General features: G+C 67.3%; 19 protein-coding genes. 11 read left to right on the forward strand and 8 right to left on the reverse strand.

All coding sequences use genetic code 11. The features are described from left to right. The 3 genes from ABD866_RS03045 to ABD866_RS03055 form a co-directional block, all read left to right on the forward strand. The coding region (locus ABD866_RS03045) for an EAL domain-containing protein (RefSeq protein ID WP_345061026.1) at positions 1 to 290 on the forward strand (290 nt) is incomplete at its 5' end. Positions 291 to 338: 48 nt separating this feature from the next. Beyond that, the gene (locus ABD866_RS03050; protein WP_345061147.1) at positions 339 to 5,180 is read left to right on the forward strand and encodes a PAS domain S-box protein; all 4,842 of its coding nucleotides are present in this window, start codon (positions 339 to 341) and stop codon (positions 5,178 to 5,180) included. Positions 5,181 to 5,199: 19 nt separating this feature from the next. Then, on the forward strand, positions 5,200 to 6,330 hold the full coding sequence (locus ABD866_RS03055; RefSeq protein WP_345061027.1) for a response regulator: 1,131 nt from the start codon (positions 5,200 to 5,202) through the stop codon (positions 6,328 to 6,330). A gap of 96 nt (positions 6,331 to 6,426) precedes the next feature. Here ABD866_RS03055 and ABD866_RS03060 read toward each other — a convergent pair whose 3' ends face one another. Beyond that, positions 6,427 to 7,377: an inositol monophosphatase family protein gene (locus ABD866_RS03060; protein ID WP_345061028.1), complete on the reverse strand. Its 951-nt coding sequence runs from the start codon at positions 7,375 to 7,377 to the stop codon at positions 6,427 to 6,429. Positions 7,378 to 7,521: 144 nt separating this feature from the next. On the opposite strand from ABD866_RS03060, the gene ABD866_RS03065 reads away from it, so the two are divergent. Together ABD866_RS03065 and cysE are read left to right on the forward strand one after the other, a co-directional pair. Further along, the gene (locus ABD866_RS03065; RefSeq protein ID WP_345061029.1) at positions 7,522 to 8,361 is read left to right on the forward strand and encodes an RNA methyltransferase; all 840 of its coding nucleotides are present in this window, start codon (positions 7,522 to 7,524) and stop codon (positions 8,359 to 8,361) included. Positions 8,362 to 8,391: 30 nt separating this feature from the next. Then, positions 8,392 to 9,174, forward strand: coding sequence for a serine O-acetyltransferase (gene cysE / locus ABD866_RS03070; protein ID WP_345061030.1), 783 nt, complete (start codon positions 8,392 to 8,394; stop codon positions 9,172 to 9,174). A gap of 32 nt (positions 9,175 to 9,206) precedes the next feature. Here cysE and ABD866_RS03075 read toward each other — a convergent pair whose 3' ends face one another. The 3 genes from ABD866_RS03075 to yjgA all read right to left on the reverse strand — a co-directional run bounded on the left by ABD866_RS03075 (position 9,207) and on the right by yjgA (position 11,197). Continuing rightward, the gene (locus ABD866_RS03075; protein WP_345061031.1) at positions 9,207 to 9,557 is read right to left on the reverse strand and encodes a PilZ domain-containing protein; all 351 of its coding nucleotides are present in this window, start codon (positions 9,555 to 9,557) and stop codon (positions 9,207 to 9,209) included. Between the two features lie 376 nt (positions 9,558 to 9,933). Further along, the gene (gene mog, locus ABD866_RS03080; RefSeq protein WP_345061032.1) at positions 9,934 to 10,548 is read right to left on the reverse strand and encodes a molybdopterin adenylyltransferase; all 615 of its coding nucleotides are present in this window, start codon (positions 10,546 to 10,548) and stop codon (positions 9,934 to 9,936) included. Continuing rightward, the gene (gene yjgA, locus ABD866_RS03085) at positions 10,538 to 11,197 is read right to left on the reverse strand and encodes a ribosome biogenesis factor YjgA (RefSeq protein ID WP_345061033.1); all 660 of its coding nucleotides are present in this window, start codon (positions 11,195 to 11,197) and stop codon (positions 10,538 to 10,540) included. The genes mog and yjgA overlap by 11 nt, the downstream gene beginning before the upstream one ends. 63 nt (positions 11,198 to 11,260) lie before the next feature. Between yjgA and pmbA the strand changes: the two genes are divergently transcribed. The 3 genes from pmbA (at position 11,261) to ABD866_RS03100 (ending at position 15,341) form a co-directional block, all read left to right on the forward strand. Next, entirely contained in the window at positions 11,261 to 12,682 is a 1,422-nt protein-coding gene (gene pmbA / locus ABD866_RS03090; RefSeq protein ID WP_345061034.1) for a metalloprotease PmbA, read from the forward strand. Between the two features lie 312 nt (positions 12,683 to 12,994). Then, positions 12,995 to 14,077: a GGDEF domain-containing response regulator gene (locus tag ABD866_RS03095; protein WP_425549537.1), complete on the forward strand. Its 1,083-nt coding sequence runs from the start codon at positions 12,995 to 12,997 to the stop codon at positions 14,075 to 14,077. 109 nt (positions 14,078 to 14,186) lie between these two features. Further along, entirely contained in the window at positions 14,187 to 15,341 is a 1,155-nt protein-coding gene (locus ABD866_RS03100) for a GGDEF domain-containing protein (protein WP_345061035.1), read from the forward strand. Positions 15,342 to 15,354: 13 nt separating this feature from the next. Here ABD866_RS03100 and ABD866_RS03105 read toward each other — a convergent pair whose 3' ends face one another. After that, complete coding sequence (locus ABD866_RS03105; protein ID WP_345061036.1) at positions 15,355 to 15,801, reverse strand: GatB/YqeY domain-containing protein; 447 nt, start codon at positions 15,799 to 15,801, stop codon at positions 15,355 to 15,357. Positions 15,802 to 15,933: 132 nt separating this feature from the next. Beyond that, on the reverse strand, positions 15,934 to 16,146 hold the full coding sequence (rpsU, locus tag ABD866_RS03110) for a 30S ribosomal protein S21 (protein WP_007833691.1): 213 nt from the start codon (positions 16,144 to 16,146) through the stop codon (positions 15,934 to 15,936). A 386-nt stretch (positions 16,147 to 16,532) separates the two neighbouring features. On the opposite strand from rpsU, the gene ABD866_RS03115 reads away from it, so the two are divergent. Next, entirely contained in the window at positions 16,533 to 19,757 is a 3,225-nt protein-coding gene (locus ABD866_RS03115; RefSeq protein WP_345061037.1) for an EAL domain-containing protein, read from the forward strand. Here the strand turns inward: ABD866_RS03115 and ABD866_RS03120 are convergent, their stop codons facing one another. Then, a complete protein-coding gene (locus ABD866_RS03120) occupies positions 19,758 to 21,011 on the reverse strand; it encodes a BaiN/RdsA family NAD(P)/FAD-dependent oxidoreductase (protein WP_345061038.1) in 1,254 nt (417 codons plus the stop codon). A gap of 109 nt (positions 21,012 to 21,120) precedes the next feature. On the opposite strand from ABD866_RS03120, the gene ABD866_RS03125 reads away from it, so the two are divergent. Continuing rightward, positions 21,121 to 21,627 carry an acyl-CoA thioesterase gene (locus ABD866_RS03125; RefSeq protein WP_345061039.1) on the forward strand — a complete coding sequence of 169 codons (507 nt, stop codon included), beginning with the start codon at positions 21,121 to 21,123 and terminating at the stop codon, positions 21,625 to 21,627. Between the two features lie 320 nt (positions 21,628 to 21,947). Then, complete coding sequence (locus tag ABD866_RS03130) at positions 21,948 to 24,215, forward strand: putative bifunctional diguanylate cyclase/phosphodiesterase (RefSeq protein ID WP_345061040.1); 2,268 nt, start codon at positions 21,948 to 21,950, stop codon at positions 24,213 to 24,215. Between the two features lie 368 nt (positions 24,216 to 24,583). On the opposite strand, the gene ABD866_RS03135 is transcribed toward ABD866_RS03130, so the two are convergent. Next, positions 24,584 to 25,441, reverse strand: a complete 858-nt coding sequence (locus ABD866_RS03135) for a helix-turn-helix domain-containing protein (RefSeq protein ID WP_345061041.1) — start codon at positions 25,439 to 25,441, stop codon at positions 24,584 to 24,586. Positions 25,442 to 25,511: the final 70 nt, after the last annotated feature.

Below are 25,511 nucleotides of genomic sequence, written 5' to 3' on the forward strand. Positions count from 1 at the left end.
GCACGGGCTACTCCAGCCTGAGCTACCTCAAGCGGCTGCCGCTGGAGCAGGTGAAGATCGACCAGGGATTTGTGCGGGACGTGCTGACGGACCCGAACGATGCGGCGATTGTGCGCACGATATTGGCGCTGGCGCGCAGCCTGGACCTGCAGGTGGTGGCGGAAGGGGTGGAGACGGCGGGGCAGCTGGCGTTTTTGCGGCTGCACGGGTGCGAGGCCTTCCAGGGCTACCTGTTCGGGCGGCCTGCGCCCGTGGAGGCGCTGGGCGACTACCTCGACCCATTGCGCTGACACAACCGGCATGGCAGGAGGCAGGGCTTGAAATCCGACACCGGCCGCATGTTCCGGGGCAGGGTGCTCGACGCCGACTCGCCCCGTTGGCGCGGCCTCCTGCTGGTCGTGCTGTTTGCGATGGCGGGCACCTTGCTGGCCGAGTGGGCTTATGGCTACTGGAAAGCCTCGCAACGCGGACTGGAGCGCGAGCGCCAGGTGCAGCAGGTGGCGGACGCCTTGATTGCCCAGACGTCAGGCAGTGGCCTGCTGGGCGCTGTGTCCTTGCTGGGGCTGGCGGAGCCCCAGCTCAAGGAGGCTGCGCTCGGACGCCTCCCGCCAGATCACCCCGGAGTGCTGGCGCGCCTGGGTGTGGCGCGTGGGCGATTTCTGGTCCATGGCGCCTATGTGATCGCCGCAGACGGAACGGTGGTCGCGCATGAGACCGCAGGCGCGCGCTCCACCGGCTCCAACGTAGCGTTCCGCCCCTACTTCGAGCAGGCGCTGCGGGGCGGGGTGAGCGTGTATGCGGCGGTAGGCACCACCAGCCAGGAGCGCGGTCTGTACTACGCCGCGCCTCTGTATGAAAGCGATACCCCGGCCAGCGCCATCGTGGGGGTGGTGATGTTCAAGGTGTCGTTCGTGATTTTCGACGGCATGCTCAAACGCTCGGGCTTCTCCGACACGCTGCTGGTGTCCCCTCAAGGTGTGACGTTCTCGTCCACTCGCCCCGAGTGGCTGTTCACGCTTGCCCCGCCGCTCACGCAGGCCCGCATCGATGCCGTACGCGCGTCTGCCCAGTTCGGGCGGCATTTCGAAGCCAGCCATGCCTCGGCCTTGCCGTTTGCGGTCGATGCCCACACGACAGAACTGCAGGGGCGGCTGCACGCGATCGAGCGGCGCAGCATCGATTGGCAAGATCCGGCCGGGCCTTGGCAAATCGTGGTGCTGGACGATGTCAGTGCGCTGGTCTCGGGCCTGGAGCGCCTGCGGGTGGGGGCGGCTGCGTTCGGGCTGGTGTTTCTTCTCGGCCTACTGCTGCTGGATCTGCTGCGAAGCCGACAGCGCATGGCATCTGCGCTTGAGCGGTTCCAGATCCTGGGCACAGCGCTGGCCAGCAGTCCGGTGTCGGTGGTCATCACCAACGGGGACGGGCGCATTGAGTGGGTGAACCCCCAATACGAGCGCAACACGGGCTACACGCTGGACGAGGTGCGGGGGCATAAGCCCTCGCTGGTGGCCAGCGGCCAGACCGCGCCTGAGGTCTACCAAGCCATGTGGGCGGCGTTGATGTCGGGGCAGTCGTGGCAGGGGCAGTTTGTCAACCGTCGCAAGGACGGTTCGCTCTATCACGACGAGGCAACGCTCTCGCCGGTGCTGGACGACCGAGGGCGCCGTATTGGCATTGTGGGCCTGCATGAGGACGTGACCGAGCGCATCCGCGCCGAGGCCGAGCTGCAGCGCCGCGAGCGCCGACTGAACGAGCTGCTGGAGCAGCAGACAGCGATTTTCGACAACGCACCTCCCATCGCGCTGGTGTGCGACGGCAGCTTGCGGCAGTTCAACCCTGCGTTTGTGGAGCTGATGCGTGCCCCTGCGGCCCAACTTGTTGGACTCGATGCCGTCGCCGTGCTGGGGGACGGTTCCGCGTCGGGTTCGTTCCTGGCGCGCGTTGGTCAGGAGCTGTCTTCCGGACAGCCGGTGCGCGCTGATGCCAGCCTCCGGCGCATGGATGGAAGTCGCTTCGAGGCCCGCATGGCTGGCCGCAGCCTGCACATCGAAGGTTGCCGCACAGCCTCCATCTGGGTGATCGAGGACGTGAGCGAATCCCGGCGCGCCGAGGCGGCGCTGCTGGCCTCCAAGGAGCGTCTTGAGCTGGCGCAGGAGGCGGGCAAGATCGGAGTGTTCGATGTCGATCTGGTCACTGGGAAGACCTTGTGGTCGGACAAACTGGCGGTGATGATGGGGTTTCCGGCCGGCACGCAACCACGGGACCGCGACCACTGGCTGTCGTGTCTGCACCCGGAGGATCGGCAGACGGCGCGCGAGTACTTCGACGCTTGTCTGGCGGGCCAGGGCGACTACTTGCGCGACTCCTGGCGGGTGGTGCGCCAGGACGGAGAGGTTCGCTGGTTCCTGGAGGCCGCGCGAATCTTCCGCGATGCCCAGGGGCAGCCGGTGCGTGTGGTGGGCGTGAACGTGGACATCCACGACCAGAAGCAACTGGAAGCCCGTATGGAGGCCCAGCGCGATTTCCAGCAGGCGCTGATCGACGCCATTCCGGTCCCGCTCTTCTACAAAGACGCTGAGGGCCGTTACCTCGGCTTCAACCAAGCCTACGAGCAGGCTTTCGGCGTTCAACGCGACCAGCTCGTGGGGCGCACCGTGCTGGATCTGGACTTTTTGCCGCCGGAGCAGCGCGAGCGCTTCAGTGCCGATGCGGCGGATGCGATGGCCGGTGGCCAGGCACTGCACCAAGAGGTGGACCTGCGCTATGCAGATGGGGAGATTCACCACACGCTGTTCTGGCTGCATGGTTTCGCGGGCCGGGATGGTGCGCCAGGTGGCGTGATCGGTACGTTTGTGGACATCACCGACCGTCAGCGTGCCGAACAGGAGCTGCGGCGCGCCAAGGAACTGGCTGAGGAGTCCACTGCCATGAAGTCCAACTTCCTGGCCAACATGAGCCACGAAATCCGCACGCCGATGAACGCGATCATCGGGATGTCCCATCTGGCGCTCAAGTCCGGACTCAACGCCCGGCAGCACGACTACGTGAGCAAGATCCAGCAGGCGGGTCAACATCTGCTCGGCGTCATCAACGACATCCTCGACTTCTCCAAGATCGAAGCCGGCAAGCTCAGCGTAGAGCGCCAGCCTTTTGTGCTCGATCGGCTGCTGGAAAGCGTCTCGGACGTGGTCGCTTACAAGGCAGGCGCCAAGGGGCTGGAGCTGGTCTGCGATGTGGCGGCCGATGTGCCGCCCAATCTGGTGGGCGATGCGTTGCGGCTCGGTCAGATCCTGATCAACTTTGCCAACAACGCGGTCAAGTTCACCGACCAGGGTGAAATCACGCTGGGCGTGCGCCAGCTTGACACATTGGGAGGCAATCGCGTGCTGCTGCGCTTTGAGGTGCGTGACACCGGTATTGGGCTGACCACCGAGCAGATGGGCCGCCTGTTCCAGAGCTTCCAGCAGGCCGACACCTCGACGACCCGCCGCTACGGAGGTACTGGGCTGGGGTTGGCCATCAGCAAGAGCCTGGCCGAACTCATGGGGGGGCAGGTCGGGGTGGAGAGCGAGCACGGCAAGGGCTCGGTCTTTTGGGTCAGTCTGCCGCTGGAGCGCGGTGCCCCAGCGCGTGCCATGCTGCCCCCACCCGACCTGCGCGGCCAGCGCGTGCTGGTGGTGGACGACAACCACACCGCGGCCAGCGTGTTGTCGGAGATGCTCGAATCCATGGGGTTTGTGGTGCAGCAAGCGCATTCGGGTGTCCAGGCGCTGGACTGCATTCGCCAGGCCCATGAACAGGCGCAGCCGTTCGGGCTGCTCCTGCTGGACTGGCACATGCCGGGGATGGATGGCATTGAACTGGCGCGCCGCATCCGCGCGCTGGGGCTGGCCCATGTGCCCCAGATGCTCATGGTCACCGCCTACGGCCGCGAGGACGTCATGCGGGCGGCACTGGCGCAAGGCATCGACACTGTGCTGATCAAGCCGGTGAACGCATCGGTGCTGTTCGACACGCTCATGCAGCCCCTGGAAGCCGGACCGTCCGGCATGCGAGGCCCCCACGCCTTGCCCGCCGAGACGGACCTGCCACCCCAGGTGCGGGGCGCACACATCCTGCTGGTCGAGGACAACGAACTCAACCAGATGGTGGCAGCCGAGATGCTGCGCGATGCCGGATTTGTGGTGGACGTGGCGGACAACGGTCGGTCTGCCATCGATCGCATCCACCGCCAGGACTATGACCTGGTGCTGATGGACATGCAGATGCCGGAAATGGACGGCGAGAGCGCAACGCGCGCCTTGCGGGCCGATCCACGCTATGCGCAGTTGCCCATCGTGGCCATGACGGCCAACGCCATGGAAGCCGATCGACAGCGCTGTTTTGCCGCCGGCATGAACGACCATGTTGCCAAGCCCATCGAGCCGGCAGCCCTCTGGGCCGCCTTGGTGCGCTGGATCCGCCCGCGGCCGCCGGATGCGGGGGCATACAGGGCCGCCGTGTTGGCCGGGGATGCCGCAGCCCATGCGACCATGGCCGCCGCAGGCCTGCGCGCACTGCCGAGCATTGAAGGACTGGACACGGTGCTTGGGCTTCAGCGTGCGTTGGGCAAGCCAGCGCTGTATGCCGAACTGCTGGAGCGCTTTGCGGCCGGGCAGTCGCAGATCGTCCCGCAGGCCCGCCGGGCGCTGCTGCAGGAAGGGGATGCGCTCACTGCCGAGCGGCTCGTGCACACCCTGCGCTCGGTGGCGGCCAATATCGGTGCGCTGTCGGTGTCTGCGGCAGCCGAATCGGCCGAGCGTGCGCTCCGGGAATCGGCTGCGGAATCTGAGGTGCTCGGCCACCTGCAGACTCTCGAGGCTCTCTTGTTGCCTCTGGTGCAAGCGTTGCAGCACTGGTGCGATGGCCCACCCGACAGCGCACAGGCCGCTGCGGACGACCGGCAGGCTGGGCCAGATGCCGATCGGCTTCTGCACACCCTGCGCACCCTGCTGGAGCAGGACGACCCTGCAGCGCTTGAACTTTTGCAACAAAATGCCAGCATGCTGGAGCATGCGCTCGGGCCTGCCTATGAGGCAGTCAGTGCGCACATCCGCCACTTCGACTATGACCAGGCGCTGAAGGCCTTGCCGACTGCGCCGTTGTCCGGGCCGCCCTCGGGGGCGGCGCCACAGGACTGAACCGCAGGAACGCCCGCCCATGGACCATGCCCCGTTCGCGGCCCACCGCAGCACCCTTGTGGAAAAACCCATCGCGACCGTGCTCGTGGTGGACGACACGCCTGACAACCTCACGCTCATGGGCAGCCTGTTGCGTGAATACTTCGTAGTCAAGGTGGCCAACAACGGCGAGAAGGCCCTGAAGATCGCGCTGTCAGGCAGTCCACCCGACCTGGTGCTGCTCGACATCATGATGCCTGGCATCGATGGCTACGAGGTCTGCCGCCAGCTCAAGAGCCATGCGGCCACGCGTGAGATCCCGGTGATCTTTCTCACGGCGCGGTCAGACCCCGACGACGAGCGCATGGGCCTGGGGCTGGGCGCAGTGGACTACATCACCAAGCCAATCAGCCCGCCCATCCTACTTGCCCGCGTGAACACTCACCTTGCGCTCAAGGCCACCGCTGACTTCCTGCGCGACAAGAGCGCTTATCTGGAGCGTGAGGTCGCCATGCGCACGCTGGAGGTGCAAGCCATCCAGGATGTGACGATCATGGCCATGACGTCCCTGGCCGAGACGCGCGACAACGAAACGGGCAACCACATCCGGCGCACGCAGTTGTACGTCAAGACCCTGGCCGAGCGCCTGCGTCACCACCCACGCTTCGAGGCGGTGCTCAACGACCGCATGATCGAACTGCTTTACAAATCGGCTCCGTTGCACGACATCGGCAAGATCGGCATTCCCGACAGCATCCTCCTGAAGCCGGGCAAGCTCACGGTCGAAGAGTTCGAGATCATGAAGACCCATACGACCCTGGGTCGCAAGGCCATTGAGGACGCTGAGCGCCGTCTGGGCATGCGGGTAGCGTTTTTGAGTGTTTCGAAGGAGATTGCCTACAGCCACCAAGAGAAATGGGACGGCAGTGGCTACCCGGAAGGCCTGGCGGGAGATGCCATCCCGGTCTCTGCGCGGCTCATGGCGGTGGCCGATGTGTACGACGCGCTGATCTGCAAGCGCGTGTACAAACCGGCCTATTCGCACGATCAGGCCTGCAGCACCATCGTGCGGGGCAAGGGCACGCACTTCGACCCGGACATGGTCGATGCGTTCGTGGACATTGCGGAAGACTTCCGCACCATCGCGTTGCGCTACCCCGACCCTGAGTGAGCCGGGGAAGCACCCCTCAGCAGGCGCTGGTTGTTCCCCGCAGTGCTGGGGCCGAGCCAGGCGTGTCAGGCCGCTGCAGCTGGCTCGGCTGGGGGCTCAGAACGGCGCGTCGTCGCGCGCCGGGTTGGTGGGTGCAGCGGCATCGCCCTCGGCCGCTTCGGCCTGGGTGTCTGGCGTGTCAGGCGTTTCCCCGGCTTCGCTGGTCAGGCCCTGGCGCACGGCCGCCTTGTCGCCTGCGCTGGCAAACTTGCTGTACTTGCCCAGCACGGGCACCAGTTGGCCGTAGATGCGTGGCGTGCCGGCCAGGCATTCCTTCTGTTCGAGGAAGTCCGACTCGCCGGTGAAGTTGCCCACCAGGCCACCGGCTTCGGTCACGAGCAACGAGCCCGCGGCCACGTCCCACGGGTTGAGGCCGGTTTCAAAAAAGGCTTCGGTGAAGCCCGCTGCCACATAGGCCAGGTCGAGCGCGGCCGCCCCGGGGCGGCGTACACCGGCCGTGCGGGGCATCACATCGGCCAGCATCTGCAGGTAGGTCTTGAACTGGTCGCCCGGGCGGAAGGGGAAGCCAGTGGACACCAGGCTGTCCTTGAGCTGGGTGCGCTTGCTCACGCGGATGCGGCGATCGTTGAGGAACGCTCCGCGGCCCCGGGTGGCCGTGAACAGATCGTTGCGCGTGGGGTCGTACACCACCGCGTGCTCGATCTTGCCGTGCACGGCCAGCGCAATGCTCACGCAGTACACCGGAAAGCCGTGGATGAAGTTGGTGGTGCCGTCCAGCGGGTCGATGATCCAGACAAAGTCCGAATGCTTGGCACCGCGCTCGCGGCCCGTTTCTTCGGCCCAGATACCGTGACCAGGATAGGCCGTCAGCAGGGTGTCGATGATGGCTTGCTCCGCCGCGTGGTCCACCTCGGTCACAAAGTCGTTCACCTGCTTTTGCGAGATGCGCACCGACTCCACATCGAGGGCCGCGCGGTTGATGATGGCGCCGGCGGCGCGTGCGGCCTTGATGGCCACGTTGAGCATGGGGTGCAGGTTGGACGACATAAATTGTGGGCAGAGGCCTCGGGCGGCTGCGCAGGGCAGGACGGCGCGCGGGGCGGATCAGGAGCGGGACATCGCAGCCCGGCGATGCGGGCGGCGACAATAAGGGCGCGATTTTACCCGTTTTGCCTTTTTTGACACCCTCCGATGAAGACGCGCTTTGTTCTGATCCAGACCAGCCATGCGGGCAACGTGGGTGCCGTAGCCCGCGCCATGAAGACCATGGGCTTTGACGACCTGGTGCTGGTGGCGCCCCGCTGGGCCAACGTGCTGCGCCGGGAAGAAACCATCCAGCGCTCCTCGGGGGCGCTGGATGTGCTGGCCAAGGCGCGCATCGTCGACACCCTGGACGAGGCGCTCGATGGCATGCACCACCTGTGCGCCACGGCCATGACACCGCGGGATTTCGGTCCGCCGACCTCCACACCACGGGTCTACTTCGAATCGCTATTAAAAAGTGAGCGCTTCATCCAGCCCGGAAAAGCACAAGCAAGCTATTTGTCTCTTGGTGGAAGCGACGATTCACCGCTGTCAGCACCCTGCGAAGCCACGGCCCAGCCGCACCATGCCAACGGCGAGCCCGGTGTGGCCTTCCTGTTCGGCTCGGAGCGCTTTGGCATGCGCAACGAAGACGTGTACCGCTGCCATGTGGCGTTGAGCATTCCCACCGCGCCGAACTTTGGTTCGCTCAACCTGGCGGCCGCGGTGCAGGTCATCGCCTACGAGTGGCGGCAGGCACTGGGCGGCTTTGCCGTGCAAGAGGCCACTGCGCCCCGCGTGCTGGCCGACGCCGTGCAGGTCCAGGGCATGCTCGAGCACTGGCAGCGGGCGCTGGAGGCCGTGGGTTTTCTGGATCCGGCCGCGCCCAAGAAGCTCATGCCGCGCCTGCAACAGATGTTCCACCGCGCGCAACTGGGGGCCGAGGAAATCCACATCCTGCGCGGTGTCGCGAAAGCCATGCTCGAGACCGCCGGGCCAAAGCGCTAGACTGCCCCTCCCATTCTGAACCACCTGCCCATGTTCGACCGTCTGCGCTCCGACATCCAGTGCATCCTGGACCGCGACCCCGCGGCCCGCAGCACCTGGGAGGTCATCACCTGCTACCCGGGGCTGCACGCCATCTGGCTGCACCGCCCTGCGCACTGGTGCTGGAACCACGGTTTCAAGTGGTTGGGGCGCTTCATCTCGCACTTTGCGCGCTGGTTTACGGGCATCGAGATCCACCCCGGTGCCAAGATCGGCGAACGTGTGTTCTTCGACCACGCCATGGGCGTGGTGGTGGGCGAGACGGCCGAGATCGGCGATGGCTGCACCATCTACCAGGGCGTGACCCTGGGCGGTACGTCGCTCTACAAAGGTGCCAAGCGCCATCCCACGCTCGGCAAGGACGTGGTCGTGAGTGCAGGTGCCAAGGTGCTGGGCGGTTTTGAAGTGGGCGACGGCGCCAAGATCGGCAGCAACGCCGTGGTCATCAAGCCCGTGCCGCCCGGAGCCACGGCCGTAGGCATTCCGGCGCGCATCATTCCGTCCAAAGAAGGGCAGAGTGCCGACGTGACCGAAGAGGCCAAACCCAAGCCCAAGTTCACGGCCTACGGCATCACGCAGGACGACGACCCGCTGTCGCAGGCCATGCGCGGCCTCATCGACAACGCCGCTTCGCAGGAGCACCAGATCGCGCTGCTGTGGCAGGCGATCGAGAAGCTCTCGGCTGTGCAAAAAGCGGACGACTGTGTGCCCTGCGACGCTGCGCGCAAAGAGCAGTTCGAGGCGGGCAAGCTCAACGAACTCGTGGGCAAATAGGCCGCCGCCGCAGAATCTTGCGGCGCCATGTGTCAGCTGTTGACGTGGGCCGCGATGGCGGCGCGTACGGCTTCGGGGAGTGCACCGAAATGCATGCCCACCTGAAATCCGCCACCTGCGCTGGACAGTACGCTGTACTGCACCGTGCAGGGCAACTCGGCCGGGAGCCGGCCTGCGGGCTTGAGCGGCAGCAGCGTACGCACCCGGACGATGGTTTGTGCGGGCAGGTTCACCGGCACGATCACGCTCATGCCGCCCAGGCTCACGTCATGGATACGCACGGGCAACACGCGGTTGCCCGCCAAAACCAGTTCTGCCGCTTGGCGCAGTGCGCGCCGCTGGCCCTGCCGCCGGTCTGCCGCGGAAACACTGGAGCTGCTCATTTTTTATTATTAGTGATAAAAATGACCGCCGCATTGTGGCAGGTTCTTGTGACGCGCGTCACGGCATGCCTGCAGTGCCCGAGGGTTTCTGTCGCGCGAGTGACAGAGGTCGGCCTCATCACTGCGGGCAGGCCTCGAAGTCTGCCTTGGGCCTGCCCCTGTCCGAGACCCAACCCGTGTGGAGCGCGGGCAGCGGCCATGCTTGGCGGAACATGGCCCGGCGCAGGGGGCGCACAGATGCATGCACCGCGCGGTGGCGCGGTCTGCGGCGGCGTCTGTTCTCCGTGCCTGCCGGAAGGGCCCGCGGTGCTATGCCGTGGCCCGGCTGGCACTCGCGCTGTCAGCGCGCGTGACGGCGGATGGCGCACCGCCGCGTTCAGGCCGTGCGGGCTGGCCGTACCGCGTTTTTGGGCCGGAAGGCCTTGCAGACCTCGTCGCGCGTTTCGAGATAGGGCCCGCCGATCAGGTCGATGCAGTACGGCACTGCGGCAAAGATGCCCGGCACACCGGGGCGTCCGTCCTGCGCGCGCAGGCCTTCCAGTGTTTCGGCGATCGCCTTGGGCTGGCCCGGCAGGTTGATGATCAGGCTTTGGTCGCGAATCACCGCCACCTGGCGCGACAGGATGGCCGTGGGCACGAACTGCAGGCTGATCTGGCGCATCTGCTCACCAAAACCCGGCATCTCCTTGTGGGCCACGGCCAGCGTGGCCTCGGGCGTCACATCGCGCAGAGCAGGGCCCGTGCCCCCGGTGGTCAGCACCAGGCTGCAGCCCGCGTCCACCAGTTCGATCAGCGTGGCGCTGATGCGCTCCTGCTCGTCCGGGATCAGCCGGGCTTCGAATTCGATGGGATTGAGGAGCGCGCTCGTGAGCCAGTCCTGCAGCGCAGGCAGGCCTTTGTCTTCGTACACGCCGGTGCTGGCGCGGTCGCTGATCGAGACGATGCCGATGCGCACAGGGTCGGCAGCGGGCTGGGGGCTGTCAGGCGTCATGGTCGGGCGTGTCGGCTGCGGGCTCTGCGGCGTGGTCCGGGTCGATTTGGGTGCGCACGAGCTGGAACAGCTCGCGGTAGGCCCGGCCCTTGCGCGGTGCAAGGCCCTGCGAGGTGGTGCTGGCGTTTTCCACCGGCGCATCCTTGCGCGCCTGGCGGATCAGTGCGCGCAACTGCTGGGCGTCGGTGGCCGGGTGCTCGGCCATCCACTCGGTCACGGCGGTGTCGGACTCGATCAGGCGGTCGCGCCACTGCTCGGCTTCGTGCAGTAGCCAGCGGGCTTGCGCGCTGCCGTTGCGCTGCTCCTGCAGCGCGGCGCGGATGGCCTCGACGGTATCGTCTTCGAGCTTGCGCATGAGCTTGCCCACAAACTGCATCTGACGGCGCTTGCCTTCAAAGTTGGTGATGCGGCGCGCTTCGGCCAGGGCTTCGGTGAGTTTGTCGGGCAGGTTCAGGCGCGCCATGAGCGCGGGAGCGAGCGTAAGCAGTTCCTGACCCAGCGCCTGCAGTTCTTCGCTTTCGCGCTTGAGGTCGGTGCGGCTGGCTTCGGCCGTGCCCTTGAGTTCGGCCTTGTACTGCAGGTCCAGCTCGCTGCCTTCGGCAATGAACTGGCCCCGGACGAAGTAGCCTTTTTTGGGTTTGCGGGACATGGTTGGGGGCAATCGGGGGCGGGCGCAGGGCGCGCCACAGCGGCAAGTATCATAGCCGCCGATATGACGACACCCTCCTCGCGCGCGCCTGCGGCGCAGGCTGGCGCTGCGGCCAGCGCCCCCGAGCATGGCTTCAGCTACAGCCGAGCCTTCTTTGAAGACATCGTGGACCATGCCCTGGCCCATGCCCGCAAGATCGGTGCGACCGATGCGGGGGCCGAGGCCTCCGAGGGCTGCGGCCTGTCGGTGAGCGTGCGCAAGGGCGAGCTGGAAACCGTGGAGCGCAACCGCGACAAGTCGCTGGGCGTGACGGTGTACGTGGGCCACCGGCGCGGAAATGCCAGCACCTCCGATTTTTCCGAGCGCGCCATCGAGCAAACCGTGCAGGCAGCCTACGACATCGCCCGCTTCACGGCCGAAGACCCGGTGGCTGGCCTGCCCGATGCGGCCGACATCGCGCCGCCCGACACGCACCAAGACCTGGACCTGTTCCACCCCTGGGCCATTGACAGCACGGCCGCAGCCCAGATGGCGCTGGCCTGCGAGGCCGCGGCCTTGGGCACGAGCCGGCGCATCACCAACAGCGAAGGCGCGGGCGTGTCGGCCCAGCAAAGCCATTTTTTCAGTGCCCACACCCGGGGTTTTCGCGGCGGGTACGCCAGTTCGCGGCACAGCTTTTCGGTCGCACCCATCGCATCGCTGCCCGGGCGCAATGCCGAGATGCAGCGCGATGCATGGTTCAGCTCCATGCGCTGCGCGGACGATCTCGCATCGCCCGAGGCCGTGGGCCGCTATGCGGCGCAGCGGGCGCTGAGCCGCCTGGGCAGCCGCAAGATCGCGACCACCGAATGCCCGGTGCTGTTCGAATCCACGCTGGCGGCGGGGCTGTTGGGCTCTTTCGTGCAGGCCGTCAGTGGCGGAGCGCTCTATCGCAAGAGCAGCTTCCTGCTGGACTCGCTGGGCAAGCCGGTGTTTCCGGCGCACATCGACATCCTGGAGGACCCGTTCGTGCGGCGCGGCAAAGGCAGCTCGCCCTTTGACGAAGAGGGTGTGCGTGTGGCCCCACGCAAGGTGGTCGATGCCGGGCGCGTGGAGGGCTACTTCCTGTCGAGCTACTCGGCCCGCAAGCTGGGCATGAAAACCACCGGCAACGCCGGCGGTTCGCACAACCTGGTGCTGCAGTCGCGGTGGACGGACCCGGCCGACGACCTGCCCGCCATGCTGCGCAAGCTGGGCACCGGCCTGTTCGTGATCGAGCTCATGGGCCAGGGCGTGAACTACGTCACGGGCGACTACTCGCGTGGCGCGAGCGGCTTCTGGGTGGAAAACGGCGAAATCGCCTACCCAGTGCACGAGATCACGATTGCAGGCAACCTCAAGGACATGTTCCACGGCATCGACGCTGTAGGCGCTGATGCGTACAACTACGGTGCCAAAACGGTTGGTTCGGTGCTGGTGCGCCGCATGAAGGTTGCGGGCAGCTGAGTCGCATGCTGCCGAAGCGGTGGCGAGGCGCGTGTGTTCAAGGCTGAAAATGGCTGCTCGTGCTTGTTTTATAAGCACGAGCAGCTATATTTTTTATAGCAATCCGGCGGGGCTGACCGTCAGCGGCTCATAGAACGGCCCATCGCGCCCTGTGGCCCTGCGCAGTGAACCCATCGGGTGCCTGCGGTCATTGTGGAAGCCACGGATACCCTGTTGTAGCCGGGGCGGTTACATTTTGAGGCCGTTGCCGGTATCGGGCGCCATCTGGTGCGTCCCTCCTGGGCGCGGCAATCGATGGTTGAAAGAGTTCCCATGACCCTGACTGTGTTGCCAGACCAGGCCAACAGCGCCGATGCCGACGTGGCGCATCGCCCCATGACCGTGCTGGTGGTGGACGACCAAGATGCGGCTCGCGTGGCGTTGGCAGCCGTTCTGGACCGCGCAGGTCACCGCGTGCTCGAGGCCCACAACGCATCCTGGGCCATGGAGCTGTTCATCCGCCACCGGCCCGATGTGGTGCTGCTGGATGTCGAGATGCCAGGCTACAACGGCTACTGGCTCGCCCGCCAGCTGCGCGCGGTGGAAAACGGCGGGTGGACGCCGATCCTCTTTTTGTCGGTGCATGCTGGCGACCAGGACTTGTGGCAGGGCATCGAGGCCGGAGGCGACGATTACCTGGTCAAGCCGGTGCGCACGGCCGTGCTGCTGGCCAAGCTGCGGGCCATGCAGCGTCTTATGGAGATGCGGCAGCGGCTGGTGAGCATGTCCGAGGAGCTGCGCGAGGCCAATGCCCAGCTCATGGACCTGAGCGAAACCGATGCGCTGACCGGGCTGGTCAACCGGCGTGGCTTCAACCGCCGCCTGCACCAGGCCTTGCTGCAGGCGCGACGCGATGCGCGACCGCTGACGCTGTTTTTGTGCGATATCGACCACTTCAAGGCGTACAACGACGAAGTGGGGCATGTAGAGGGCGACGCTTGCCTGCGGCAGGTGGCCCAGGTGCTGCAGGCCGCCTGTCAGCGCCCGCTGGACTGCGCGGCCCGCTACGGCGGTGAAGAGTTCGCGCTGATCCTGCCCGATACGCCCAAGTCCGGTGCCATGACGCTCGCCCGGACCCTGGCGCACCTGCTGCAGCAGCGGGCCTTGCCGCATCCGGCCTCGTCTGTGTCGCCGTGGCTGACCCTCTCGGGGGGCATCACCACCTGTGTGCCTGACGGCACCAGCACGGCAGAGAGCCTGGTGCTGCGTGCCGACGAGGCCCTGTATGTGGCCAAGACGCGGGGGCGCAACCGCTTTTTCAGCTTCGAGATGCAGGTGGACACGCTGGAAAGCCGCGGAGCGGGCCCGCGTGCCGGTGTGCCGCGGCCTGGCGCCGACGCACCCCCGCAGCCCTGATGTCGCAGCCCGGTGCCGCCGGGGCCAGCCGCAGACCGAATGCGCGGCTAGGCCCCTGCACGGGGCGGTTGCGCTGCACCTTCTGTCGCACCACCTCTGAGCCTTTCGTATGAACCTGAAGCAGACCCTGCAGCGCTGGCGCGACGAAGACCGGCTGGTGCTGGACGCCGCTTGCCAGCGCAATCTGCAGGTTCTCGGGGTGGCGGCCTGGGCCATGGTGGCCCTCAATCTGCTGCACGTGGCGGTGTTCGCGGTGCTGTCGTTTGACGATCCGGTACAGGCCGCGTGGGCACGGCAGATTGCCTGGGCCCACGCAGGCATGGCGCTGGTCATGGGGGCCGCCGGGTTCTGGACCCGTTCAGCCGCTCGCCAGCACCATGCGCCGGGGCTGCGCTATGTGCCCATACTCGTCTGTGCGGCCGTACTGTGCTGGGCGGTGCTGCTCACGGTGTTCGACCAGGCCATCGGCTCGCACATCAATGCCTTCATCAATGCGGCGATGGGTGTCTCCATCGTGTTTTTGCTCCGGCCGGTGGTGGTGGTGGCCCTCCTGGCCCTGGGCTGGGCCGCGCTGGCCTGGGCACTGGGGAGTGCCATTCAAGACCCGGCGGTGCTGGCCACCCACCGCATGAATGCCGCCTCGGCAAGCGGTCTGGCTTCGCTGGTCAGTGTGCTGCTGTGGCGGCGCTGGGCACAAACGGAGCTGCTGCAAAGAGCGCTCACGGCATCGAATGCCGAGCTGGAGCGCCAGCGCTCCGACATGGAGGCCCTGGCCACGCGAGACCCGCTGACCGGTCTGCTCAACCGCCGCGAATGGGTGCGCCTGACCGAGCAGGCGCTGCTGCGCGCCCAGCGGCAAGGCGCACCCCTGTCGTTGCTCATGGTCGATCTGGACCATTTCAAGGCCGTCAACGATGTCCATGGCCACTCGGCGGGCGACGACGTGTTGCGTCTGGTGGCGAGCACCATGGCCGATACCGTGCGCCAGACCGACTGCCTGGCCCGCTTTGGGGGGGAGGAATTTGTGCTGCTGCTGCCCGATACGCCGGCCACCAGCGCTTTGCTGCTGGCCGAGCGGGTGCGTGTGCGGCTGGCCGAAGCACCCCCAGCGGTGCCCGGTGTGCATGTGACGGCCAGCATTGGGGTGGCCACATGGTCGCCCGGGCAGGAGCCTGCGCTGCAGCGGCTGCTACAGCAGGCCGACGAGGCCATGTACGAGGCCAAGCGCCAGGGGCGCAACCGTACGGTGGCCGCCCCGGCCTGAAGCGCGCCCGGCCTCAGCCTGCCAGGGCGGCCTTGACGGCGGCCGACACCTGGCCCATGTCGGCCTTGCCCGCCAGGCGCGTCTTGACCACGCCCATCACTTTGCCCATGTCGCCTGGGCCCGCGGCGCCCACTTCGGCCACGATGGCCTGGACGGCGGCCGTGACTTCCTCGGCCGACATGCGTGCGGGCAGATAGGCCTGCAGCACGGCCATCTCGGCCTTTTCCTTGTCGGCCAGATCCTGGCGGCCGGCGCCTTCAAAGGCGGCGATCGAGTCCTTGCGCTGCTTGATGAGCTTGTCCACGATGGAGACGATGGCCGCATCGTCCAGCTCGATGCGCTCGTCCACTTCCTTTTGCTTCATGGCCGCCTGCAGCAGGCGGATCGTGCCCAGGCGCTCAGCATCCTTGGCGCGCATGGCAGTCTTCATGTCTTCCGTGATTTGGGCTTTGAGGCTCATGGTCATCTCCTAAGGGTTGGCAGCAGGCTTATGGCGAATCCAGAAAAGACAAAACCCGCGCTTGGCGTCCCTAGCGCGGGTTGGGTGGCTGCAGGGTTGGCGTGCAGCCAGCGCGGTGCGCAAGCGCTGTGATCAGTACAGCTTCTTGGGCAGCTGCATGCTGCGAACGCGCTTGTAGTGACGCTTCACGGCAGCGGCCTTCTTGCGCTTGCGCTCGGCGGTCGGCTTTTCGTAGAACTCGCGGGCGCGCAGGTCGGTCAGCAGGCCCAGCTTTTCGATCGTGCGCTTGAAGCGGCGCAGGGCAACATCAAAGGGTTCGTTCTCTTTAACGCGGATGGTGGTCATTAGCTAATGGTTCCGTAATGTGCCCGCAGAGGGTTTTCGGGAAGATCGGGCCCGAAAGCCATGCGCGGCGGTTTTCCCCGTCTGTAACTAGTATTTGGCCGACGGGGTCTTGCCAGCAAAGCCGCGGATTATAGCGCGGGCTTATCTGGGGGCGCAAACCGCCGCACGGAGGTGGGCGCCAGTGTTGCGCCTGGCGCGCGCCGACGCATGTCGCAGGCCTGCCAGGCTGCCCCATGATGGTGCGCGTGGCCTGAATTTTGCTAAGAGGTCACAGGGTTTTTACGGAGGGTCTGCATGTCTTGTCTGCCACTGCCCGCATTTGCCGTGTCGGTCTCCTGCCATGTGGCCTGTCGAGGGGCCTGTCAGGGGCTGCCTGGGGGCGGCGCATGAACCGACCGATTTCCCGCTGGCTGGGCCGACTGAGCGTAGGCCGCAAACTCCTGCTGATCTATCTGCTCGACCTGACGGCGGTGATTTACGTCTCGGGCATCCTGATCCACGAGAAGTACCTGGCCATCGATTTCGCCCGCAAGGAAATCGCCGGGACGGAGTACGCCGCCGTGGTGCGCGATGCCGTGCTGCTGCCGTTTCCGGGTGTGGGGACGCGGCCAGACGCCGTGCCGCAGGCCTTGACCAGACTGCAGGACGTTCGGGCCGAGCACGACGAGGCCTTGCGCACGGCCGAGCCTGCGGAGCGTTTTGCCTTTGTGCTGCAGCATTGGCCGGCTGCGGGTGGTGCAGGTCCGGCTGAAACGGCCCAGGCCCGCGAGCAATTGCTGCGCACCGGGCGCGCACTGCTGACCACGGTGGGCAACCAGTCCAACCTGATTCTCGACCCCGACCTGGACAGCTACTACGTCATGTCGCTGGTGATCCTGCGCTTCCCGGAGTTACTGCAGGTGCTGGACGACACCATGGTCTTTCTGGGGCGCCAAACCCATGGGCAGGGGCGATCGCCTGCGCAGTGGTCGGGCGAACTGCTGACGTTGGGGGGGCGGCTCGATGCCGTGCGGCAGGGCATTGCATCCGACTACGAACAGGCCTTCATCGCGGGCAGCCCGGTCATGCGGCAGGCTTTGGAGCGCGACCGCGCCGCACTGGCCGCGGCACTCGAATCGCTGCAGTCGCTGCTGCAGGCCATGGCCGGCGCGCCCGACCCGCGCGGCTGGGCCCACGCGCCGCAGGTCGAGGCCGCCGTCATCCAGGCGCTGACCCGGGCCTGGACCGGGGGCACCGACGAGCTGACGCGGCTGCTCAACGAGCGCGTGGCCAGCCTGTTCGGGCGCATGTGGCTGCACCTGGGCACGGCCCTGCTGCTGCTGGGCTTCATCCTCACGCTGGTCACGCTGGTGGCGCGGCAGATTGCCAAGCCGCTGCAGCACCTGGCGCATGTGGCCGACGAAGTGCGCAAGAGCGGCGACCACCAGCTGCGCGCGCAGTGGAGCAGCCGCGACGAGATCGGCCGCCTGGTGACGGCCTTCAACGACATGCTGGCGCAGCTCGACCGCGAGCGCCTGCTGCAGCAGGAGCTGGCTGCCAGCGCCCGCGCGGCCGAGGCGCAGCGCGAGCTGGTGGGCTCGTTCCCGATCCCGATGGTGGTGACCTCGGTGCCCGAGCACGAGGTGCTGCACTGCAACGCCCCCGCCCAGCCCTGGCTGGGCGGCTGCATGCGCGATCCGTGGCGCGACGGGCTGGAGCCCGGCGTGCGGGCACGCTTCTTCCAGCGCCTGGCCGACCACGGCGCGGTGGACGAGTTCGAGGTGCGCTGGAAGGGCGGCGCCGAGCCGTCGTGGGCGGTGCTGTCGGCGCGGCGGCTCGTCTTCCAGGGGCGCGACGCCATGCTCACGGCCTTCACGCCGATCAACGTGCTCAAGGTGATGGAGCAGCGCCTCGAACTGTGGGCCAAGGTGTTCGAGGCCTCGTCCGAGGGCATCATCATCATGACGGCCGAGCACCGCATCCTGAGCGTGAACAAGGCGTTCTGCCGGAGCACGCACTACGACTTCTACGAGGTCATTGGCGAAGACCTGGGCTTTTTGCTGGACACCGGCGACGACGGCGACCTGCCCGCGCAGATCCGCCGCGCGATGGTCGACAAGGAGTCGTGGCAGGGCGAGGTGCGCTTTCGCCGCCGCTCGGGCGAGACCTACCCCGCCTGGCTCATGGTGTCGGCCGTGCGCGAGGGCAAAGGGGGCGAGGTCACCAACCACATCGGCATCGCCCTGGACATTACCGACCGCAAGCGCAGCGAAGAACGCATCCAGTTCCTCGCGCACCACGACATGCTCACCGAGCTGCCCAATCGCTCGCTGTGCATGCAGCGGCTGTCGCAGGCGCTGCAGCAGGCAGCGGTGACCGGCGAGCGCGTGGCCGTGCTGTTCATCGACCTGGACCGATTCAAGCCCATCAACGATACCCTGGGCCACCACATTGGCGATGGGCTGCTGCGCTCGGTCGCGCAGCGCCTGTCGCAGGCCGTGCGCAGCCGCGACACCGTGAGCCGCCTGGGGGGTGACGAGTTCGTGGTCATCATGCGCGAGGTGTCGGGCCGCGACGAGGTCCAGCAACTGGTGGCGCGGCGGCTCATTCCGTTGATCCGGCAGACGCACGTGGTCGAAGGGCACGAGTTGACGGTCTCGTGCAGCGTGGGCATCGCCGTGTACCCTGACGACGGTGGCGACATCATCGAACTGATGCGCCGCGCGGACGCAGCCATGTACGAGGCCAAGAACACGGGCCGTGACATGGCACTGTTCTATTCGGCCGAAACCGACCAGCGCGTGCAGGCCCGCCAGACCATGGAGCAGCATCTGCGCCGTGCGCTGGAACGGGGCGAGATGTCGCTGCACTTCCAGCCCCGCGTGGCGGCGCGCGGCGGGCGCCTCTTGGGCGTGGAGGCGCTGCTGCGCTGGAACAGCGCGGCGCTCGGCCCGGTGCCGCCGGCCGAGTTCATTCCGCTGGCCGAAGAGACCGGTCTGATCCGCGCGCTGGGGGCCTGGGTGCTCGAGCAGGCCCTGCTCCAATGGGCCCAGTGGCAGGCCCTGCCGGTGCCTGAAGGCCATGTGGTGCATCCGTTGCACGGCATTGCGGTCTCGGTCAATCTGTCGGCCGCCGAACTGGCGGACGACGAGCTGGTGCCTGCCATCGAGGCCACGCTGCGCCGCACGCGCGTGCCTGCGCAGCACCTGGAGCTGGAGATCACCGAGTCCCAGCTCATGGACAACGCCCAGGCCGCCCAAAGCCAGCTGGCGGCCCTCAAGGCGCTGGGGCTGCAACTGGCGATTGACGATTTCGGCACGGGCTATTCGAGCCTGGCCTACCTCAAGCGTTTTTCCATCGACCGGCTCAAGATCGACAAATCCTTCGTGCACGACATGCTGCACGACCCGGCCGACATGGAGATCACGCGGGCCATCATCGCGCTGGGTCACACGCTGGGCCTGCGCATCGTGGCCGAAGGCGTCGAAAACCTGGCCACGGCCCAGGTGCTGGGAGCGCTCAACTGTGAGGAGCTGCAGGGCTACCACTTCAGCCGCCCGCTGCCCGCGGCCGAACTGCAGGCCTGGGCCGAGCGGCACGCGCAGCGCGGTGCAGGGGGTGCCTCTGCGTGATCAGCCGGTGGCCAGGGCCTCGGCGCAGGCCGCGGCGCTGGACCAGGCCCACTGAAAGTTATAGCCGCCCAGCCAGCCGGTCACGTCCACCACCTCGCCAATGAAGTACAGGCCCGGCTGGGCCTTGGCCTCCAGGGTCTGCGACGACAGCGCGCGCGTGTCCACGCCGCCGAGCGTCACCTCGGCCTTGCGGTAGCCCTCGGTGCCCGAAGGCACGAGCTGCCAGCGCGAGAGGCTTTCGGCCAGGCGCTGCAGCGCCTTGTCGGCCGCCTCGTTCACCGGGCGCTGCCACTGCGCGTCGCGCTCTGCCCAGGCGTCGGCCAGGCGGTGCGGCATCAGCGCGGCCAGTTCGTTGGCGATGCGCTTGCGCGAGTGCTGCTTGGCTTCGAGCAGGCGCGCGCCCAGGTCCACGCCGGGCGCCAGGTCGATCTGCAGCGGTTCGCCCTCGCGCCAGTAGCTCGAAATCTGCAGCACCGCCGGACCCGACAGCCCCCGGTGCGTGAACAGCAGGTCTTCCACAAAATGGGTGCGTTGCTTGCCCTGGCCGGTGGACATGTCCACCGGCAGCGCCAGTCCGGCCAGCCCGGCGTAGGGCGCCCAGGCCTCGCCGTCGAAGGTCAGCGGCACAAGCCCTGGCCGCGGCGTGACCACCGGCAGCCCGAACTGCTGCGCAATGCGGTAGCCCAGGTCGGTCGCCCCGATCTTGGGGATCGACAGCCCGCCCGTGGCCACCACCAGGCTGCGCGCCAGCACCGGGCCTCGGTCGCTCTCAATTTGGTAGCTGCTCGTGCTTGATTCCGCTGGGCCAGAGGCCAAAAACCGGATGGACCCTACGCGGCAGGGCTGCCAGCGCGTGACGCCGCCGCGCTCGCATTCGGCCAGCAGCATCTGGATGATGTCTTCGGCCGAGCGGTCGGCAAACAGCTGGCCCTTGTGCTTTTCATGAAAGCCAATGCCGTGCGACTGCACCAGTGCCACGAAGTCGGCTGGCGTGTAGCGCGACAGCGCCGAGCGGCAGAAGTGCGGGTTCTCGCCCACGAAGTGGCGCTGCGGCGCGCGCACGTCCAGGTCGCGGTTGGTGAAGTTGCAGCGCCCGCCGCCCGAGATGCGGATCTTCTCGGCCACCTTTTCGGCGTGGTCGATCAGCAGCACCTTGAGGCCGCGCTGCCCGGCGCGCGCCGCGCAGAACAGGCCAGCGGCGCCCGCGCCCAGGATCACGGCATCGAACAGGTGGGGGGAGGCAGCAGAGGTCATGGGCGGCGTGGCAACAGCAATCAGGGGAGCGGGCCGACGGAGTCGGCGGTGCCCGATTGTCCATGCACCGTGTTCAGCGCGAGGTGCGCGGCCACTACACTCGGCCCCCATGCACATGCCCTCCCACCAGCTCAGCATGACGGTGCTCATGTCGCCCGACATGGCCAACTTCTCCGGCAACGTCCACGGCGGGGCCATCCTCAAGCTGCTCGACCAGGTGGCCTATGCCTGCGCCGCGCGCTATTCGGGCAGCTATGTGGTCACGCTCAGCGTGGATCAGGTCATGTTCCTGCAGCCCATCCATGTGGGCGAACTCGTCACCTTCCTGGCCAGCGTCAACCACACGGGCACTTCGTCGATGGAGATCGGCGTGAAGGTCGTGGCCGAGGACATCCGCACGCAAGTGGTGCGGCACGTTAACAGTTGCTTCTTCACCATGGTGGCGGTGGACGAGCAGCGCAAGCCGCGCGCCGTCCCGCCGCTGGTGCCCAGCACGCCCGACGAGCGCCGCCGCTTCGAGGCCGCACAGCTGCGCAAGGACCTGCGGCGCGAGCTGGCGCAGCGCTTCGAGCAGGCGCGCCAGCCCGCAGCGGCCAGTCGCCCGGCAGGGGGCTGAGGCCGCCACCCAGCGGGGTGACCCGCGCGCCTTCCGGGTCACCGGCAGCGGCCGGCCCCGTTGGACTCCGGCCCGCGGCATGGCAAGGCCACCTGGCGCAGCGACCCCGACCGCGCGGCTGCCGCAGTCGCCTGACACGGGCATGACAAAACGCGGGCTCGGCTGCATTTGCGGCTTTGGCACTGCACCCCTCGCGGGTTATGGCCGTAACCGGTTGCAACAGGTGTGGGCTCGTCGATATAGTCGGTGCACAAGGTAGGGCTGCGGTCCGTGTCCAGCCGACACCGGTGCGGCCCCCACCCAGACGGGAGGCAGCGCTCGTGTTTGCGGTCTACGACGTAGGGGCGTACTCCGTTGCATTGCTCGCGCTGGCCTTCTTCCTGGTCTGGTCGGGCGACCGGCTCCACCATGCTGCGTGGCTATGGGGCTGGGCGCATCTTGCGCTGGCGCTGGCATCCATCACCGGGTTCCGCTACCAGCTGGGCGGAGCGCCCTGGCTCGGGGCCGTGGCGGTGCTGCTCACGGGTTTTTATCTCGTGTGCATGTACAGCGCCAACGAGGCGGTGCAGGGCCGTGTGGTGCCCTGGTGGCGTCTGATGGCTTGGTCGCTGGGCTTGTCGGGGCTGATTGCAGCCGTGGGCTTCGGGGTGGACCAGCTCGCCGGGCGGCTGCTCGTGCTGGCGCTGATGGTGCTGCTGTACGTCTGGTCCAGCTACTTCTTCTTCACGCGGCTGCAGCTGCCCTGGGTGGGGGGCGCGTTTGCGCTGCGCGCCGCAGGCTTCGCGTTCCTGCTCATCGACGGGGCGAACTTTTCGACCGTGCACCAAAGCCTGCCTGCGGCACTGACGAGTTGGACCACCAACCTCATTCTGGGCCTGGTGCTGGTGAGCACGGCCTCGCGCCAGTCGCGCCGGCGGCTGGAGCAGGTGATCCGACACCTGCCGGATGCCGTGGTGGCCCGCCGCATCGACGGCACGGTGCTGTTCTGCAACGACAGTTTTGCGCGCCTGGCGGGCGTGCGCTCGCCCCGGCTCATGGTGGGCAAGCCTGTGCCGCTGCTGTCGGCCGACGAGCGCGAGACCGCGCGAGTGGTGCACGAGATCAACGCCGTGGCGGGGCGCGGTGCCATGTCCATGCCGGTCACGATGGAGCGGCGCATTCGCCGTGCCGATGGCGGGGTGTTTCCGGCCGAGATCATCTATTCGAGCTTCAACGACTTTGGTCAGATCGTGGTGCTGGCCCAGGTGCGCGACCTGACCGAGCGCAAGCAGGCCGAGGAGGAACGTCTGCGCCTCGTGACCTCCGATCTGCTCACCGGTCTGCCCAACCGCCAGCACCTGGAGTTCAAGCTGCGCGAACTGCTGGCCCGCAGCGAGGCGCAGAGCCAGCGCTGCGCGCTGTTGCTGATCGACATCGACCACTTCAAGAAGATCAACGACGCGCTGGGCCACCTCAAAGGCGACGAGGTGCTGCGCGAGATCTCGCAGCTGCTGGGCAGTTGCTGCCAGGGCAGCGACCTGCTGGCCCGCGTGGGCGGTGACGAATTTGTGATGGTGATGTCCGGCCTGGCCGGACGCGAGAGCGTGCTGGCGGTGGAAGACCGCGCGCGCCAGGTGCTGGCCCAACTGCAACGCGAGGTGCGCCAGGGCGGGCTGGGCGTGACCATGGGCGCGAGCATCGGCATCGCGTTCTCGCAGCCGGAGGGCAGCTCGCCGCAGGCGCTGCTGCAGCATGCCGAGCTGGCGCTGTACGAGGCCAAGGCCCACGGCCGTGGCGAATGGCGCTTCTTCAGCGACGACATGGACGCGCGCCTGGCGGCATCGCTGCGGCTCGAATCGGCGCTGCGCAGTGCGCTGGCCGAGGGCTCTCAAGAGCTGCAACTGCACTACCAGCCGATCTGCGACGCCCGCACCGGCGCGCCGGTCAAGGTCGAGGCCCTGCTGCGCTGGAACAGCCCCACGCTGGGCCCTGTAGGCCCCGACCGTTTCATTCCGATTGCCGAGCAGTCGGCGCTGATCCTGGATTTGGGCCATTGGGTGATGAACGAGGCCATGCGCCAGGTGGCCGCCTGGCGGGCAGCGCATGGGCACGCGCCGGTGGTCAGCGTCAACGTGTCGGTGCGGCAGTTTCTGCACAAGGACTTCGAGCTGCAGCTGTATTCGCTGCTGCTGCTGCACGGCTTGCCCGCCTCGCAGATCGAGCTGGAACTCACCGAATCGGTGCTGGCCGGGGAGGACGAGGAACTGCAGGGCCTGCTGGCCCGCCTGCGTGATGCGGGCTGGGGCCTGTCGCTCGACGACTTCGGCACTGGGTATTCGTCGTTGAGCTACCTCGCGCGCTTTCGCCTGAGCACCGTCAAGATCGACCGCAGCTTTGTGCGCGGCGTGGATCAGGATGCGCGCAAGCGCTCGCTGGTGCGGGCCATTGTGTCGATGGGGCACAGCCTGGGCCTGGTGGTGGTGGCCGAGGGTGTGGAGACCGAAGCCGAGCGCGGCGTGCTGTTGCAAGAGGGCTGCGACCAACTCCAGGGCTACCTGCTGGGCCGCCCGGCCCCGGCGCAGGACCGACCGCCCACCCCCGCCGCCTGACGCGCGCCGCCTGCGTCCACGCCGGCGATCGGCTGTGCGGGTGTCAGGCCTCGGCGTCAGGCCCCACGCCCCACGACGCGCCCTTGGGAAGCTTTGCGTATCGCCCTGCGGTCTGTGCGGGCACGGCCTTGGGCAGTCCGCTGCGTTGCTTATCTTTCCCATAGCGCGGCGATGGGTTGCCAAAAGCGCCTTGCGGTCCGTCCCGACCCGCACCTGCGCATCCTCGCGAGGGTGATGCAGAGCTTCCCCAGCAACAGCGGGGCGGCAAGTGCCCCGCACGGATGAACAGATGTCCGGAGTTGCTATTAAATCAGTAGCTGCTTGTGCTTGATTGATAAGCACGAGCGGCTGATTTGGCTGCAATTCTCTTATGCCCGTGGCGGCGGCGCCGTTTCGGCCGCCAGCGTCTGCAGCACCTGTGCCGTGGCCTCGTCCCCCGGGAAAAAGGTCTCGAGCGCCAGCTCCTGCAGCGTGATGTCTGTGGGCGAGCCAAACACCGTGGTGGTGCTGATCAGGTTCAGCACGCCCCAGGGCGACTCGACGAGGAAGGGCATGAGCACGCCGGGGTGCTCGCCGTCCAGGCGCTGCGCCTTCTCCGGTGTCTGGCCGGGGTAGGCCTGCAGTTCGGCCAGCAGCGCCTGCAATGCGGCGTCAAAGCTGTGCTGCAGTTGCTGCTGCAGGCGGGCAAACAGGTGCTCGCGCCATTGGTTGAGGTTGACGATGCGGGGTGCGAGGCCCAACGGGTGCAGGCTCACGCGCAGCAGGTTCACGGGGGGCTGCAGCAGCGCGGCGTCCACACCCGCCAGCAGCGGCTGCACCATGCGGTTGGCCAGCACCAGGTTCCAGTGCCGGTCAAACGCGACGGCGGGCCAGGGCGCGTGGCGGTCCAGCAGGTGCTGCACGGCCTGGCGGGCGGCGTGCAGCGACGGGTCGTCCAGCGGCTGCTCGCGGTACATGGGCGCAAAGCCTGCCGCCACCAGCCAGGCGTTGCGCTCGCGCAGCGGCACGGCCAGGCGCTCGCACAGGCGCAGCACCAGCTCGCGGCTGGGGCTGGCCTTGCCGGTTTCCACGCAGCTCAGGTGCCGGGGCGAGAGCGCAGCGTCATGGGCCAGCTCTTGCTGGCTCAGGCGGCGTCGCTGTCGCCACAGGCGCAGGTGGTCGCCCACCGACACGCGGCGTGCGGCGGGCGCGAATGCAGGTGAGTGGGGCTGGGTGTCGGTGCTCATGCCCCGGATTGTGGGCAGCTTTGCCGCGCAGCGGAACGCCCGGGCGGGCGTTGGCCATGACCAGAGAGGT

Source organism: Acidovorax lacteus, assembly GCF_039540375.1.
GTDB classification, from domain to species: Bacteria; Pseudomonadota; Gammaproteobacteria; order Burkholderiales; family Burkholderiaceae_C; genus Acidovorax_G; species Acidovorax_G lacteus.

Coding starts and splice junctions, on each gene's coding strand:
- ABD866_RS03050 (WP_345061147.1), top strand. CDS start 339: ATGTTCCGGGGCAGGGTGCTCGACGCCGACTCGCCCCGTTGGCGCGGC.
- ABD866_RS03055 (WP_345061027.1), top strand. CDS start 5,200: ATGGACCATGCCCCGTTCGCGGCCCACCGCAGCACCCTTGTGGAAAAA.
- ABD866_RS03060 (WP_345061028.1), bottom strand. CDS start 7,377: ATGTCGTCCAACCTGCACCCCATGCTCAACGTGGCCATCAAGGCCGCA.
- ABD866_RS03065 (WP_345061029.1), top strand. CDS start 7,522: ATGAAGACGCGCTTTGTTCTGATCCAGACCAGCCATGCGGGCAACGTG.
- cysE (WP_345061030.1), top strand. CDS start 8,392: ATGTTCGACCGTCTGCGCTCCGACATCCAGTGCATCCTGGACCGCGAC.
- ABD866_RS03075 (WP_345061031.1), bottom strand. CDS start 9,557: ATGAGCAGCTCCAGTGTTTCCGCGGCAGACCGGCGGCAGGGCCAGCGG.
- mog (WP_345061032.1), bottom strand. CDS start 10,548: ATGACGCCTGACAGCCCCCAGCCCGCTGCCGACCCTGTGCGCATCGGC.
- yjgA (WP_345061033.1), bottom strand. CDS start 11,197: ATGTCCCGCAAACCCAAAAAAGGCTACTTCGTCCGGGGCCAGTTCATT.
- pmbA (WP_345061034.1), top strand. CDS start 11,261: ATGACGACACCCTCCTCGCGCGCGCCTGCGGCGCAGGCTGGCGCTGCG.
- ABD866_RS03095 (WP_425549537.1), top strand. CDS start 12,995: ATGACCCTGACTGTGTTGCCAGACCAGGCCAACAGCGCCGATGCCGAC.
- ABD866_RS03100 (WP_345061035.1), top strand. CDS start 14,187: ATGAACCTGAAGCAGACCCTGCAGCGCTGGCGCGACGAAGACCGGCTG.
- ABD866_RS03105 (WP_345061036.1), bottom strand. CDS start 15,801: ATGAGCCTCAAAGCCCAAATCACGGAAGACATGAAGACTGCCATGCGC.
- rpsU (WP_007833691.1), bottom strand. CDS start 16,146: ATGACCACCATCCGCGTTAAAGAGAACGAACCCTTTGATGTTGCCCTG.
- ABD866_RS03115 (WP_345061037.1), top strand. CDS start 16,533: ATGAACCGACCGATTTCCCGCTGGCTGGGCCGACTGAGCGTAGGCCGC.
- ABD866_RS03120 (WP_345061038.1), bottom strand. CDS start 21,011: ATGACCTCTGCTGCCTCCCCCCACCTGTTCGATGCCGTGATCCTGGGC.
- ABD866_RS03125 (WP_345061039.1), top strand. CDS start 21,121: ATGCACATGCCCTCCCACCAGCTCAGCATGACGGTGCTCATGTCGCCC.
- ABD866_RS03135 (WP_345061041.1), bottom strand. CDS start 25,441: ATGAGCACCGACACCCAGCCCCACTCACCTGCATTCGCGCCCGCCGCA.